This window comes from Leptolyngbya sp. FACHB-1624 (genome assembly GCF_047649235.1).
GTDB lineage: Bacteria > Cyanobacteriota > Cyanobacteriia > Leptolyngbyales > Leptolyngbyaceae > Leptolyngbya > Leptolyngbya boryana.
The window spans coordinates 5234659-5249517 of the sequence record NZ_CP180258.1 but is presented as its reverse complement, the minus strand read 5'-3'; the positions used below and the strand labels follow the sequence as shown (position 1 = coordinate 5249517).

Genomic DNA, 14859 nt, shown 5'->3' with positions numbered 1-14859 from the left:
AAGTATGACACCTCCAGATTTCATTGACCCGAATGCACCCAAACTTGACCCCAAATTTCAAGCCGCTGTGCAACGCTTGCATCAATTGACAGTATTGGGTCGGTGGCTGACCCTCATCGGACTGTGGTTGACGCTCGGGGCGCTGAGTCTCTGGGGGTTACGCTATCCGATTTCGTTGATGCAAGATTACTTTACCTGGGCAGCGTTGCGGCATGGGTTAGCGAACAATTTGCTTGCTTCACTTGGCTTAGGGTTGTGTATTGGGCTAACGGTGAGTGTTCTGGTTTGGCAGAGCCGAAATATTTTGTTTGGTCTGCCTAAGCCTGAGCAGGAAAGACTCGAACGAATGGTGTTCAAGATTTGGCAACAGGGTGAAAGTCATCCGCTCTGGAAGTGGATTCAGCCCAAGTCATCTGGCAGAAGTTGAAGTGCAGAAAACCCGCTACGCTAGATGAGTGAATTCTAGAAAGCGATATGCAAAATTCTGAGCGCAATTCTCCCGCTGCACCGCTGCTTCAGAGTGCAACATTGATCTCAATTCTCGCGGCGATCGTCATTAATGCGCTTTCCAATGTGTTTCCGCTGCGAGGCTTGAATATTGGAGCGATCGCAAATCAGGTTTTAGGCGGAGTTTTGATCACGCCAGCGAATTATGCGTTTGCGATTTGGGGTGTGATTTACCTAGGTTTAGTCAGCTTTGGTATTTATCAAGTGCTTCCGGCTCAGCGTCATAATCCCCGGTTATTGAAATTACGCGCTCCGATCATTTGGGCATCGATTTTTCAGATTGTTTGGGTGTATTTATTTCAACTGCAACAGTTCTGGTGGTCTGTTGTCTTCATGTTGGGGATTTTATTGAATTTGATTGCTGCATATTGGTGGTCAAGATTTCAAAATATTCGGATTTCACGTGAAGAAAAATGGTTGGCTCAGATTCCAATTCGGATTTATCTAGGTTGGATTAGTGTTGCAACGATCGTCAATGTTGCCTCTGCTTTATATGCTTCTCAGTGGAATGGGTTTGGCATTGCGCCAAGTGTTTGGACAGTGTTAATGCTATTGATTGCAGCAGCGATTACTTGTGCGATCATTCTGCAATATCGAGATGTGGCATTTACGGGCGTAATCGTGTGGGCGTTTTTAGCAGTTGCGGTGCGTCAATCTGCACAGCCTGCGATCGCGATTACTGCGCTTGGTTGCGCGATCGGGCTTTTAGTGTTGCTGTTGTTGAGAATATCGAAGAGGCAGACAAACTCGCTGCGGGGATGAGTTCTAATTGATTGGGATGCGATCGCGAAAGTTTCTGTAATTTCTCTAGATCATCCGTGTAGAAGCGCGATCGCAGTGTATCAATGAGAGAAAGCCTCCTATTGATACCTTATGACGATTGATCCTATCTCGCAGGCAGTCATTACGAATCTGATCAAACTTGCGATCGAGACAGGCTGGAAACAAGCTGGCAACCAAATTGATAAGAAAATCCAGCAGCAAGTGGGTCATGCGATCGAGGAGTATGTCCGAACGTATGAAAAGCGACACTGTACGCTGAAATATGATTGTCTGCGGATGGATAATTCGCTGACTTTGGAAGAGATCTATACTGATGTCCAGGTTTTGAATACCCGTGAGAGCCGTCGGTTTGAAAGTCCTGAAGCGTTGAAAGAATTGTTTCTAGAGACTGGGCGAGGATTTATCTTTGAGAAAACTGAGCGCAAGGAAGGCATCGCGGTCGCGAATCTTGAGCCTCGATTGATGGTGCTAGGAAGTCCGGGGATTGGCAAATCGACTTTTCTGAGGAAGGTTGGACTCGAAGCGCTGAAGTGGGAAACGGCAAGGTATCGGCATGAATTGATTCCGGTATTTATCGAGTTAAAGCAGTTTGGGGATCAACATAGTGAGATTGAAAAGCTGATTGCTGAAGAGTTTGAGACTTGCGGTTTTCCCAATGCGGAAGTGTTTACGCAAAATCTTTTGAAAGCAGGGAAGCTTTTGATTTTGCTGGATGGTTTGGATGAAGTGCCGACCGTTTATGTCGATCGAGCAATCAGTCAGATTGAGACATTCGTCGATAAGTATGACAAAAACCGCTTCATCGCTTCCTGTCGAATTGCTGCATATAAAGGGGGATTTCGGCGCTTCAAAGATGTGACGATGGCGAACTTTAATGATTCGCAGATGCAGACTTTTGTGCAGCAGTGGTTTCGACGAGAGCCGAAGGTAGCAGAACAGTATTGGCAATTGCTCGATAGTTCAGAGTACAAAGCAGTCAAAGAACTCGGTCAAACGCCTCTGCTCTTGACCTTGCTTTGTGCAGTTTATGATGAATCGCAGAGCTTACCGAAGCGAAGATCAGCGTTGTATGGTGAAGCGTTGGAGGTTTGGCTGAAGAAATGGGCAGCAGAACGACGAGTTCACCGTGATCCGATCTATCAAGAATTGAACCTTCAGCTAGAACAAGTTTTACTATCTGAGATCGCTTATCAAAGCTTTGCCGAAGATCAGCTATTTTTCTCAAAACGAGAACTGACTGATCAGATTCGAGCTTTTCTCGTGGGCAATCTGAATGCACCAAAGCATCTTGATGCAGAACAGGTACTGTATGCAATTCAAGTACAGCAAGGGATTTTAGTAGAACGAGCGAGTGACACCTATTCATTCTCGCATCTAACTTTTCAGGAGTATCTCACTGCTCAATACATTGTGGATGAGCAGCAATTAGAAACTCTGGTTACGAATCATTTAACGGATAGACGCTGGCGTGAGGTTTTCTTTCTGGTGTCAGGTCTGATGAGAAATGCAGATGCCCTTCTAACTCTAATGGAATCTAGAGTACAAGCATTGATCTATATAGAGAAGCTTAAAGGCTTGATCAAATGGACAGATACTGTAACTGCTGGATCTGAAGGTGATTTTAAGCCAGCAGCTAAGAGAAGCGTTGCACTCTTTTACACCCGCTCCATCGTTCATATCCTTTATCTTGGCAATCATGACCTCGATCTATTTCTTGATCTTGCCCAAGCCCTAGCTCCTACTCTCGGTCGTGACCTTGTCCAAAACCTTGTCCAAGCCCGCAATCTCAGTAGTGTTCTCGGTCGCGACCCTACTTCCACCTTTGCTCATGACCTTGCCTACTGTGTCCGCTCCAAGATCTTCACCTCAATTGATTCCCAAAATTTAATCAATTCATTTAAAGCGATCACAGCACCTGCCCCATACTACGATGATGAACCAATTCACATTCGCCAAGCCTTTGCAGATAGTATCTGTCAAATCTGGTATGACGCTCTCCAGATCAATCCTGAATGGCTCGAGCTATCAAGAGAAGAAAAGCAATCTCTCGAAAACTATCTCTACGCTAATGAACTGATAATTCGCTGCAAAGAAGCTGCCTTGCGAGTGTCGCCGCAGGTTTGGGACGCGATCGAATCACGAATGCTCACCGTCCAAGATGAATAAGCGCGATCGTCGTTAAAATGAGAAAACCCCGTGAGACACTCAATCATGACTCACACTGACATTCGCCAAAGAGCGATCGAACTCATTCAACAATTGCCACCCGAACGGCTCAATGATGTCGTTCACTGGCTCGAATCGCTTAGTTCAACTGATGAAACAACACTCATCGAAATTATTCAACGTCGGCTCCCTCCATACGAGCAGCAACGGCTTAATGAATTACGCGATCGCAGCGAACAAGCTCTACTCACTGAAACCGAGCAACAAGAATACATCACTTACGCCGATCGGCTAGAACAGCAGAACGTCGATCAGCTAGAAGCTCTCATCAAACTTGCCAAACTTAGAAACATTGATGTCCCAACCCTAAATCAACAATTTTGTGTAGAGCCTTATGCCTCCTGAGTCTGAACGAGTTTCCGCTGCCTTGGTGCTATGAATCTACGTCGTTTATTGATAACAATTGGACTTCATCTACCTTGCAATCAGAATCCTGAAAGCTCACTTTTTTAAAGACTGCGATCGAATCCCGAATGCTGACCGTAAGCGATAATGAAATCAACTTGTAAAACGTGATCATTTGCCTCCATCCTTGCCAAACCTGTATAAGTAATTTATTTACAAGAGCGCGATTGAAAATTATTTATCTTGGATAAAACAATGCAAATTACGATCGAGATTCCTGACATCCTGGGAAATCAGCTACAAACCAACCCAGGAAATTTAGAGCGAAAGATGCTCGAACTTTGCGTTATTGAAGCTTATCGAAACGCATGGATTAGCTCAGGCAAAGCGAGAGAACTCCTTGGATTTTCAACCCGGTTGGAACTTGATGCTTTCTTCAAGCAGCGAGCCGTTGATCTCAATTACGATCTGTCTGATTTAAAGAAGGATCTAGACACTCTGGAAACCCTTCAATCAGAAGGTAATCTAGCTACACCATGATCGTTATCTCTGACACTTCTCCTCTTTGCTATCTCTTACTGATTGATTTGATTGACTTACTCCCAGAGTTGTACGATCGCATCGTAATTCCCGAAATCATTCGAGATGAATTAGCCGCTCCCAAATCTCCTGCAATTGTTCAAGCTTGGATTGCCCAACCTCCAAGCTGGGTAGAAATCAGAGCAGTTACAACCTCAAACAATCTATCTGCTGATGAACTCGACCCAGGAGAACGAGACGCGATCGTATTAGCTGAAGAACTGCAAGCCGACTTAATTCTCCTCGACGATCAAGCTGCAAGAGCGGTCGCTACACAAAGAGGCTTAGCCATCGTCGGGGTTTTAGGTATCTTAGTCAAAGCAGGTCAACAAGGAAAAATCGATTTTCCAACTGCAATTGCTCGACTTCAGCAAACAACCTTCCGTGCTTCTGCGAGTCTAATCCAAACATTAATCGATCAATTTGAACAGCTGTAAAACCAATGGCTCTCAGAGAAAGCCAACGGCAACAAATCTCGGTTGCTCGTCGCATGAATTTAAAACATCAATTTCTTCAAGAACTTGCCCAAGACTTCAATGCGCTGTCTGAATCGCGTAGATTAAGAATTCGCTAAATGCACACCACACTGGCTTAATTTCGTCACCCAAAGATCTAAATCCGCATCAGGAATGCTCGATCGCATTCTTTCTCGAATTTCTTCTGCTTGCGATCGCGATTCTGCCAAAGCAAATACCGTCGATCCCGACCCTGACATCATCGTTCCAAGCGGATTAAACTTCGCGAACTGATCCCGAAGCTGTTGAATCTTCTCGAATTCTGGCAGGACAACTAGCTCTAAGTCGTTGTACAAGTGCTGTCCGATTTGTTTGAAATCGTGATGAGCGATCGCATTGAGCATTTCTCTCGATCGCGCTTTCTTCGCTTCAATCTCTGATGGCGATTTTGGATAAGTGCCACCAAACTTTTGCCGATAGGTTTTGTACGCCCAAGGGGTCGAAACAGGCAGATCCCGATATTTGGCTAAAACAACATAGAGATGATCCAAACTGGTCAGCGGTGCAAGCTGCTCTCCTCGTCCCGTAGCCAAGGCTGTCCCGCCTGAAATGCAAAATGGAATATCCGATCCGAGTCTGGCGCTAAGTTCTTGCAGTTCCCACTGCGTTAACCCCAAATTCCACATCAGATCAATTCCAACCAAGACCGCAGCCGCATTACTCGATCCGCCTGCCAAGCCTGCCCCCATCGGAATCCGCTTCTGCAAATCAATTTCCACACCGCCGAATCGAGCAGCCATTTCAGGAAATTCTTGCATCATCAATTCTGCGGCTCGGTATGCCAAATTCGTTTGATCGACCGGAACTGCCGGATTATCGCAGTGAACCCGAATTTGATCCGTGCCGATCGCGCGAACCGTGACTAAATCCGCCAGTTCAATGCTTTGCAGCACCATGACGAGTTCATGGAAGCCATCGGGGCGATCGCCCACAATTTGCAGATAGAGATTAATTTTAGCGGGAGCAACAAGAGAATACGATCGCATAAGATTCGCTGAGTCAGACCTATACCATTATCGGGATTGTAGGGACACCTTCATACCAATAATTTTTTACGGGTGTTTCCGTAAACTCTCCCAAACAGTTGAAAACAGAAGCAATCGCAACAGCAGTCATCTTGATTTACGCAGAACAATGAAAACGACATTCCTGAAAAAAGTGCTTGGTCTATTTGGATTCGCAGTGATTGGACTAATGGTTGCCGTAACGTCAGGGTATGCCCAAGATCTGCCCATGGTTGGATTTCTCTTTTCAGGTCGAAGTGTTGGCAATACTGGTCAAGCAACCGTTCCACTCGTCGGAATTCGCTACACAGGTGAATGTCCCGGCGAACAAGTGGCTTCTGCGCGATCGCGATTTTACTCAAAGACAACTCGCCCTGCCCCAGAACTTCGGGCAGTCATTAGAAATGTGACGTTTGGATTTCCGGGAGAGACGAAACCGTTTACCGATCGAGAATATTTCAACGGAGATGTTTCAGAAGATTTTGATATCCGATTTGGGGATGAGCATAAAGGTCGATTTCTAGCTGTGCGCCCTGGAGAAAATCAGTTTGAATACGAAATCAAACGGGGAAATCAGGTACTTGAATCAGGCGGGTTTACAGCCTCATTTGAAGAAAGAACGATCGAGCAAAATCGCAGCGCTCGAAACGTTTGGCGCGAGAAGAAATACTGCCGAAGATATGACAAGAAAAAGAAACGTTGCATCGATGAAGATGTGCACGGTTACTATGAGCGCACGTGTGGGCAGTAAATCATTAAGTGAGATCAATTTACGAGTGAGTTGTATTTTGGCTTCGCTCAACATGAGAGATCTGCTATCAAATTTCTTGCCAGGTTGAGCGAAATTCAAGCCGTTCGCTAGGGACAAATATCAACTAACAAAGGCATTGCTCAATGTCACCCATTCTTCCACGCTCAAATCTTCGGCTCTTGCTTGAGGATTGAGATTCAAACGCTCAAGCAATTGATTCAACTCTTCAACCTCAATTAAGCTCTTCAAATTGTTCCGCAGCATTTTCCGCCGACTTGCAAATCCTAGTTTCACAAGCGTCTCTAATTTTCTCGGATCATTTGCAGGAAGCTCGATCGCTCTTGGCTTCAGACGAATCACTGCCGAATCGACTTTCGGAGGAGGTGAAAATGCCTTTGCTGGCACATCACAAATAAATTCTGCATTTGCCAAGTACTGCACCCGAATCGATAATGCTCCGTAATGACTCGAATTGGGATTCCCGCAAATTCTTAACGCCACTTCTTTTTGAAGCAGCAAGACAATCGATTCAAAAGGCTGCGGATTGGGAGCTGCGATCGTACCTAGCAACTTTTCGAGAATTGGACCTGTAATGTTATACGGAATATTAGCAACGACTTTTCGGGGCTGCTGAAATGCTGGAAAAGGCTCTAATAATTCATCAATATCGAGTGTGAGAAAATCGCCTTGAAGTAAGACGAAATTCTCAAATTGCCCAAACTTTTGAACTAAAATCGGGCACAAATCTCGATCAATTTCAACCGCAACGACTGCCTGAGCTTGCGATAATAATTGCCGCGTTAAAATCCCCGTTCCTGGCCCAATTTCTAAAACGCGATCGCTTTCGTTCAATTCAGCGGCACTGACAATTTTGGCTAAAGCTTTCTCACTCTTTAGCCAATGTTGCCCAAACTGTTTTCTCGCTTTTGGCACGTTATTCCGGTAATCCTAATAATTCACCCGAACCTGGAACGACTGTTCCAATTCTTGATGGTTTCAACTCGTGAGTTGTGAAAAATTCCAAAGTACGATCGACACTTTCTTCTGGAACAATCACAACATAACCAATCCCCATATTAAAAGTATTAAACATGGCATTGGGTGCAACATTGCCCTGACTCGCTAACCAATGAAAAATTGGTAAAATTTCCCAAGCATGGGGATCAATTTCAACCGTTTGATTGGGCGCTAAACAGCGCGGCAAATTCTCTGGCAAACCGCCTCCCGTAATGTGCGCCATGCCATGAATCTCAATTCCGGCTTTCAATGCTGCCAAGATCGGTTTGACATAAAGCTGAGTCGGTGTGAGTAAAACTTCACCTAAAGTCGCACCGCCCAAATCACTCGGTCGATCGCTCCAATCAAATCCACGATCGACGACGATTTTCCGAACCAAACTAAACCCATTGCTATGAACGCCTGAACTCGCAAGTCCGATCGCGACATCGCCAACTTTCACGCGCGAGCCATCTAAAATTCGGCCCTTTTCAACAATGCCAACACAAAATCCAGCCAAATCATACTCATTCGGCTGGTAAAAACCGGGCATCTCCGCCGTCTCGCCCCCCATCAGGGCACATCCTGACAACTCACACCCTTGGGCAATTCCATCCACGACATCGGCAAGCTGATCCGGTAGCAATTTTCCCGTTGCCACATAATCGAGGAAAAATAATGGTTCGGCTCCACAGGTCAACACATCGTTCACACACATCGCCACTAAGTCAATGCCAACCGTATTGTGAACATCGAGTTGATGTGCCAATTTTAGCTTCGTCCCAACTCCGTCCGTTCCTGAAACTAAGATCGGCTCTTGATATCCAGACGGTAATTGAAATAACCCGCTGAATCCACCTAAGCCTCCTAAAACCTCAGAACGATAAGTACGCTTGACAGAATCGCGAATGCGATCAACAAACGCCCGTCCTGCTTCAACATCAACTCCTGCTTCCCGGTAATCCATGAACCTGCGCGTGAATCTGCAAAACAACAGCATACCTCACAAAATGTATGAAGTTATCGTAAAGTTATCGTGAAGCTGAAAAATCCTCAGCCTGCCTATAAATCCCTAAAAGCCTTTGTATGCAAGACCTTCGTCTTTTGTCAGAATTTGAAGCTAATATGAAGTTTCATTTCGCACTGATAGCACCCTGATCCCCTGGGTAAAAACTTCATGCTAGTCTGTTGCAGTTCTGAACTCAGGAGTGAACACGGAGCGAGTACGAGTTAGCACAGCTTAAGTTGTGTCAGTTGGCAGACCGCCACATCTCGGACTCAAGGTTTGAAGTGAATCTCATATAGGATGTATGAACCAAAAATTGATTAGCGGATTGACTGCCGCGTTACTGTGTTCCAGTACGGTCGGTGTGACCGCCGCCCTTGCGGAGTCCACCCAGGCAGCCAGCCAAGGATCGAAAGAGTCTACTGAGGCTCCCCGACCGTCTTCTCCAACCGTGGTGAAGATGGGCGAAGAACAAAAAGTCGGTGAACAGCTGACCCCCCAAAGCCAGGAATCGATCGCGAAAATCCATTCGCACGAAATCTCTGGGCGTAAAGCCGCTACCCTCTATGTCCGTAATATTCCCGTTGTTACGTTTTTAGGTCAGTCCCGGATTTCCTCAGACGAAGTGAAAGTCGGTGAGGTTGCTGACTCCTCTACCCAAGCCGCGAAACTGAAATACGGTGCGTCTAATTCCCAAGTTGATACTCGCACTCCATCGCGCCAGAATTCCTCTGCTGATCCAGTTAGAAGAGCCACTGAGATCGCAGCAAAATTAAACCAACTCCACCGTGACGGTATTAACGCAGATCAAATCACCGTCCGATGGAACGAACAAAAGTCCGGCGATCGATTTGTGATCGAGGCAAATAAAAAAACGATCGTCGCGGTCGATCCAGAAACGATTCTGCCAAACTCAACGCGCGATCCTGAGCAAGATGCGCTCCAGGTTGCAAATCGTCTCCGCCGATTGCTTGGAAATGCAGAACCCCTGCGCCAAGTGTCGAATCGTCCGCAACGTGCTCCTCAAGAAGTGGCTCTCGGTCCCATTCGGTTCCGCTCTCAGGGGATGGCGTCTTGGTATGGACCTGGCTTTCACGGCAATATGAGCGCGAGTGGTGAAGTGTTCAATCAGAACGCGATGACCGCGGCTCATCGAACTTTGCCCTTTGGTACGCTGGTGCAAGTAACCAATTTAGACAATGGTCGAACAGTGACAGTGCGGATTAACGATCGTGGACCGTTCTCCGGTGGTCGCGTGATTGATTTGTCCGCAGGTGCGGCTCGTGTGCTCGGATTAGTTCAAAGCGGCGTTGCTCCCGTTCGCCTTGAAGTTCGAGACAGAATTGCAGGAAATTAGAAGTTTAGGACATTCGGATGGGTGAATTGTTCACTCCTGTTCAATGCTGCAATTGAAATTTCGCGGTTGATTTGCAGCACCCATCTATGAATTTCTAGATTGAGTTGATTTTTCTGAGTACAGACTCCGATCCTCTATCCTCGCTGAATCAGTGAGGATGGAGGATTTATCCTAAATGATTTCCTACACCTACAGGTGATTCGGCTCAATCATGGGTTAGCCCTTTTAGCTTGATGTCTGCATTTAGCCCTTTGCTCTGAATCAAAACCTCAAATCCACCTAATCCCATTGGATTCATCAGTTGATGCAATGCGTCGCGGCGCTGCAATCGATTTTGTAAATCCTCGCTACTGGTCGGTTCGGTGAGAGTCAATTGGGATAATCGATCGCCCAAGCCCAAAGCCATTAAAAATAATCCCTGCTGAGTCAATCCCACAGTCTGCAATCCTGACAATTCTCCCTGTAATTGCAGCGCTGTGAAATTCACATGAGCCGTAATATCTTGTTCTCCCACATATATATAGGGATCATTGTGGTGGCTGTGTTGGTAGTAGCATTGCAATGTTCCCCCCGATCGCATGGGATTGTAATACCGCGTCGCTGAATACCCATAGTCGATCGTTAAAACGAACCCAGATTTTAGCCGTTTCGCAATCGCATCCATCCAATCGAGCGCAGCTAAATTGACTTCGGTTCGATATCCCTCTGCATAGCTAGAAATATTAACGCCCACAAACTCAAAATACTTCGCGATTCTCTCGCTTGACAGCTCAGCGATCGTTTCACTAAATCTGTTGTCGATCAGTTCAACATAAATTTCTTTCAGTTGATGGTTTTGAACCGTCACCAAATGCACCGGAAAGGCATCGACTAATTCGTTAGAAAAAAAACATCCCACGATCGACGATTCTGGAATATTCTCGATCGTCGTCCAATCAATACGTGCGCCTTTTTCAATCCAACGTCCTAATCGCTGCCGCTGTTCAATCACATGGGCTGCCGACTTCTCAAGGATTAAATAAGATAGCGCAGAAAAACAATCTAAATCTCGGCGCTCTAGATATCGCAAAATATCCACAGCTAGCAATCCTTGACCCGCACCCATTTCCACTACAGTGAATGGATTCGGCTGACCCAAGACCTGCCACATGTCGATCAACTGTTCCGCCAGCAATTCCCCAAAATCAAAAGACAAATGGGACGAAGTGAAAAAATCACCCTTCGCCCCAATTTTCTCGCGCTGTCGCGTGTAATAGCCCAGTTGCGGGCAATACAGCGCAAGATCCATAAATTCGGCAAACGTTAACCGTGAACATCCGCGAATTCGCTGCGATATTAAATTGTAAAGAGGACTCGACTCGTCCAAAGATTGATTGTCCTGAGCAAACACAATTCACCTGAATACTAGAAACGATCGTCTTTCACTCTATTGCATTTTTTAGCTGGCTACAGTAGAGTATCTGTACTAAATCGCTATCTAAACTGAAATCTAGGATTCAGGAAGGAGGGATGCACGTCCACTAAAAATCAAAAACTGCACCACACTCCGCCTAGGGTTTACGCTTTTGCCAAAGCAGGTTCTTCTGCTGCGACATTCGTTGTAGCCTGCGGAGCATCAAATGCTACGATGAACTTCGCGTTTGGACGGGTCTGAGTCAGAACCTTCAAATACGAATCTGCATCGTTACGACGACGGAACCGAATGACAACCTGACGTTGGAGGTCAGAAGTCAACTGATATACAACCCAGGGAGTTAGCTGCTCTTGGTACTTCATAATTCAACCGTGGAGAATAAGGGCGTTACAAGAAATGAACAATCACTCGAATTAAGCTTAAGATCCGGTTTTGGAGAGAAACGCTACATCTAGGGGTCGCGCTTCAGTTCACATACTATTGATAGCGTCTAAGTTGAAAAAAGTCAATCTTTTTGCTGCAAGAGCGTCTGTCCGTGCATTCGCTCAGTGTTATTGCTGAAATTGGCGGACGAGTGGCTAGAATGGAGCACCATTTCACAGCAGAGTAGGCAAAGTAGAAAAATCTCCTACTTTAGTCGAATAGCCAAACGCTCTCACAGAAGTATAGATTGTTAATCCAGATACGCTACAAATTCTACGAAACTCCTCGATCGAATCCTTGAACTCATTAGAGTGCTGCGAGCCATAGAATCGCCTGAAATACATCCCTGAAAGCTACTCCAGCATACGCACTAGCTGAGTCTCTAGCAGGAATATCCGTAGACAGACGAAAATAAAGTCACGCTTCTCAAACAATATCCAGCACTGAGCTGTTGACGGAAACTGATTTTGGGTTGCCTCCGTGTGAGCACAGAACGAGATTAAAAAAAGTTTATTGAAAGCTTAAAATCTAGCCGCAACTCATACTAGCTTAAAATGAAGCATTTGAGGACATCATGTTGTGTTTTATCAAACGCGATACAGAATGCAACAAAAAAGGCAGGTTCGTTACCTGCCTGGAGTTGATGAGGTCTGGGCAAGGAGTTTAGCGATCGACTGATCCCATAATGATATCGATACTCCCGAGAATCGTAACGATATCTGCCACCTTCATGCCCTTGACCAAGTAGGGGAGAATCTGGACGTTGTTGAAGTCTGCTGCCCGAACTTTGAAGCGCCACGGGAAGATATGATCCTCTCCCATGATGAAGACACCCAATTCGCCTTTGCCGCTTTCGAGTCGAACGTAGTGTTCTCCTTTGGGGATCTTGAACGTCGGTGCGATCTTTTTACCAATGAATTGATAATCGGGTCCATTCCAGTCGGATTTGGGACCTTCGAGCATCCGCTTCGCTTCCAAATTCTCAAATGCTCCACCTGGCAAGCCTTTAATTGCTTGTCTGATGATTTTGACGGACTCACGCATTTCGCGAATCCGCACTAGGTAACGCGCAAAGCAATCTCCTGCGGTTTCCCAATGCACATCCCAATCTAGCTCGTCATAGCGCTCGTATTTGTCAACTTTCCGCAAGTCCCAGTTCACGCCAGAAGCGCGCAGCATTGGACCGGATAAGCTCCAGTTAATAGCATCTTCACGAGTGATGACTCCGATACCATCGACGCGACGACGGAAGATTGGATTATCAGTAATCAGCTTCTCGTATTCATCGACTTTCGGCATGAAATAGTCGCAGAAGTCTAAGCACTTATCCACCCAACCGTACGGCAGATCCGCAGCAACACCGCCGATTCTAAAGTAGTTGTGGTTAACCATGCGGTAGCCTGTTGCTGCTTCCCACAGGTCGTAGATCAGTTCGCGTTCGCGGAAGATGTAGAAGAAAGGAGTTTGTGCGCCGACATCTGCCATAAACGGACCAAGCCACAGGAGGTGATTTGCGATCCGGTTCAATTCCAGCATGATCATCCGGATGTAGCTGGCGCGTTTCGGAACGGGGATCCCAGCGAGTTGTTCGGGAGCATTGACCGTGATGGCTTCGTTGAACATGCCTGCCGCGTAGTCCCAACGGCTAACATAAGGCACGAACATAATGTTGGTACGGTTTTCGGCGATTTTCTCCATGCCGCGATGAAGATAGCCAATGACAGGTTCGCAATCGACCACGTTCTCGCCGTCGAGCGTGACGATTAAGCGCATTACCCCGTGCATGGAGGGGTGATGCGGACCCATGTTGAGAACCATGGGTTCTGTTTTGGTTTCGATCATTGCCATCGGTGTTCTGCCTCTCGATTCACAGATTTTGGGAAAAGCTTAGATTTCGGGCTTTTGGGCGCTTGTTGCACTTTTTTAATTATAGAGAATCATGCCTCTTCGTGCGGTTTGGAATCAATTTTGTCAGGATTCAATTTACACTTAGACCCGGATAGAATTAAGTCGATGGCGCAGTGATCGCCCTTTTTTTCATGACTTTAGATTTTCACCATATTCCAGTTTTGAGTCGCGAAGTGATCGAAGGTTTGGCGATTCAAAGCGGTGGACATTATTTGGATGCAACGGTTGGTGGTGGTGGGCATAGTGCGTTGATTTTGGCGGCAGCGGATCAGGTGCGGTTAAGCGCGATCGACCAAGATGAAACTGCGATCGCGGCAGCAAAAGCGAAATTAGGTGATCGTGTTACGTTCTATCACGAAAATTTCTCAGAATTTGATCCCGGTGATACACGATTTGATGGAATTTTGGCGGATTTGGGTGTGAGTTCGGTGCAGCTGGATGTGGCCGATCGCGGGTTTAGTTTTCGGCAGGAAGCGGCACTCGATATGCGGATGGATCGCAGGCAGGAGTTGACAGCTGCTGAGATTGTGAATCATTGGGAAGAGTCGAAGCTGGCTGATATTTTTTACACCTATGGCGAGGAGAGACTGTCGCGGCGAATTGCCAAGCGAATTGTCGAACAGCGACCGTTTAAGACGACGACGGAATTAGCGGATGCGATCGCACACTCCGTTCCTAAGCAATATCGATATGGTCGAATTCATCCGGCAACTCGCGTGTTTCAAGGATTGCGAATTGCAGTGAATCGAGAACTTGAGGTGTTGGAGACTTTGATTGCGAAGGCACCACTTTGGTTAAAACCGGGCGGGCGGATTGCAATTATTAGCTTTCATAGTTTGGAAGATCGGATTGTCAAGCATCGATTGCGAGAATCGGAGCTTTTAACGGTGCTGACAAAGAAGCCGATTATTGCCCAAGAGGATGAGATTCGGGAGAATGTCAGATCTCGATCGGCGAAGTTGAGAATTGCAGAACGAAAAGCGATCGACCATTAATTGTTCTAGTTCCTTCTCGTCTCAGGCTTTAAAGAGTTTGATAGACTCAG

The 14859-nt window shown here is 46.3% G+C and carries 16 protein-coding genes; 10 read left to right on the top strand and 6 right to left on the bottom strand.

From position 1 onward, the window contains the following. Positions 1-4: 4 nt before the first annotated feature. From ACMUEV_RS25045 to ACMUEV_RS25015, 7 genes are all read left to right on the top strand, one after another. Positions 5-427, top strand: a complete 423-nt coding sequence (locus tag ACMUEV_RS25045) for a hypothetical protein (protein ID WP_190647156.1) — start codon at positions 5-7, stop codon at positions 425-427. A 47-nt stretch (positions 428-474) separates the two neighbouring features. Then, positions 475-1269 carry a tryptophan-rich sensory protein gene (locus ACMUEV_RS25040; RefSeq protein ID WP_190647157.1) on the top strand — a complete coding sequence of 265 codons (795 nt, stop codon included), beginning with the start codon at positions 475-477 and terminating at the stop codon, positions 1267-1269. 111 nt (positions 1270-1380) lie between these two features. After that, positions 1381-3456 carry an NACHT domain-containing protein gene (locus ACMUEV_RS25035; protein WP_190647158.1) on the top strand — a complete coding sequence of 692 codons (2076 nt, stop codon included), beginning with the start codon at positions 1381-1383 and terminating at the stop codon, positions 3454-3456. 45 nt (positions 3457-3501) lie between these two features. After that, on the top strand, positions 3502-3861 hold the full coding sequence (locus ACMUEV_RS25030; protein ID WP_190647159.1) for a hypothetical protein: 360 nt from the start codon (positions 3502-3504) through the stop codon (positions 3859-3861). 255 nt (positions 3862-4116) lie between these two features. Next, positions 4117-4401 carry a UPF0175 family protein gene (locus tag ACMUEV_RS25025; protein ID WP_017286382.1) on the top strand — a complete coding sequence of 95 codons (285 nt, stop codon included), beginning with the start codon at positions 4117-4119 and terminating at the stop codon, positions 4399-4401. Then, positions 4398-4877: a DUF3368 domain-containing protein gene (locus tag ACMUEV_RS25020; protein WP_190647160.1), complete on the top strand. Its 480-nt coding sequence runs from the start codon at positions 4398-4400 to the stop codon at positions 4875-4877. Before ACMUEV_RS25025 ends, ACMUEV_RS25020 begins: the two co-directional genes overlap by 4 nt. Positions 4878-4882: 5 nt before the next feature. After that, a complete protein-coding gene (locus ACMUEV_RS25015; protein ID WP_348251399.1) occupies positions 4883-5014 on the top strand; it encodes a hypothetical protein in 132 nt (43 codons plus the stop codon). Here the strand turns inward: ACMUEV_RS25015 and ispE are convergent. Next, entirely contained in the window at positions 5000-5941 is a 942-nt protein-coding gene (gene ispE, locus ACMUEV_RS25010) for a 4-(cytidine 5'-diphospho)-2-C-methyl-D-erythritol kinase (RefSeq protein WP_190647161.1), read from the bottom strand. The two genes, ACMUEV_RS25015 and ispE, sit on opposite strands and share 15 nt — an antisense overlap. A 148-nt stretch (positions 5942-6089) precedes the next feature. Here ispE and ACMUEV_RS25005 point away from each other — a divergent pair, with 148 nt between their 5' ends. Beyond that, on the top strand, positions 6090-6710 hold the full coding sequence (locus tag ACMUEV_RS25005; RefSeq protein ID WP_017286385.1) for a hypothetical protein: 621 nt from the start codon (positions 6090-6092) through the stop codon (positions 6708-6710). A 120-nt stretch (positions 6711-6830) separates the two neighbouring features. Here the strand turns inward: ACMUEV_RS25005 and rsmA are convergent, their stop codons facing one another. Together rsmA and purM are read right to left on the bottom strand one after the other, a co-directional pair. Then, positions 6831-7643, bottom strand: a complete 813-nt coding sequence (rsmA, locus tag ACMUEV_RS25000; RefSeq protein WP_190647162.1) for a 16S rRNA (adenine(1518)-N(6)/adenine(1519)-N(6))-dimethyltransferase RsmA — start codon at positions 7641-7643, stop codon at positions 6831-6833. Between the two features lies 1 nt (position 7644). After that, positions 7645-8673, bottom strand: coding sequence for a phosphoribosylformylglycinamidine cyclo-ligase (purM, locus tag ACMUEV_RS24995; protein ID WP_017286387.1), 1029 nt, complete (start codon positions 8671-8673; stop codon positions 7645-7647). A gap of 343 nt (positions 8674-9016) precedes the next feature. On the opposite strand from purM, the gene ACMUEV_RS24990 reads away from it, so the two are divergent. Beyond that, on the top strand, positions 9017-10069 hold the full coding sequence (locus ACMUEV_RS24990; RefSeq protein ID WP_017286388.1) for a septal ring lytic transglycosylase RlpA family protein: 1053 nt from the start codon (positions 9017-9019) through the stop codon (positions 10067-10069). Between the two features lie 205 nt (positions 10070-10274). Here the strand turns inward: ACMUEV_RS24990 and ACMUEV_RS24985 are convergent, their stop codons facing one another. From ACMUEV_RS24985 to ACMUEV_RS24975, 3 genes are all read right to left on the bottom strand, one after another. Continuing rightward, positions 10275-11357, bottom strand: coding sequence for a class I SAM-dependent methyltransferase (locus ACMUEV_RS24985; RefSeq protein WP_199329186.1), 1083 nt, complete (start codon positions 11355-11357; stop codon positions 10275-10277). Positions 11358-11626: 269 nt separating this feature from the next. Next, positions 11627-11845: a hypothetical protein gene (locus tag ACMUEV_RS24980; RefSeq protein WP_017286390.1), complete on the bottom strand. Its 219-nt coding sequence runs from the start codon at positions 11843-11845 to the stop codon at positions 11627-11629. Positions 11846-12569: 724 nt separating this feature from the next. Next, a complete protein-coding gene (locus ACMUEV_RS24975; protein ID WP_190647164.1) occupies positions 12570-13754 on the bottom strand; it encodes an NAD(P)H-quinone oxidoreductase subunit H in 1185 nt (394 codons plus the stop codon). 191 nt (positions 13755-13945) lie between these two features. On the opposite strand from ACMUEV_RS24975, the gene rsmH reads away from it, so the two are divergent. Continuing rightward, positions 13946-14809 (top strand): 16S rRNA (cytosine(1402)-N(4))-methyltransferase RsmH, encoded by an 864-nt coding sequence (rsmH, locus tag ACMUEV_RS24970; RefSeq protein WP_190647165.1) that lies wholly within the window; start codon positions 13946-13948, stop codon positions 14807-14809. The last annotated feature ends 50 nt before the right edge of the window (positions 14810-14859 follow it).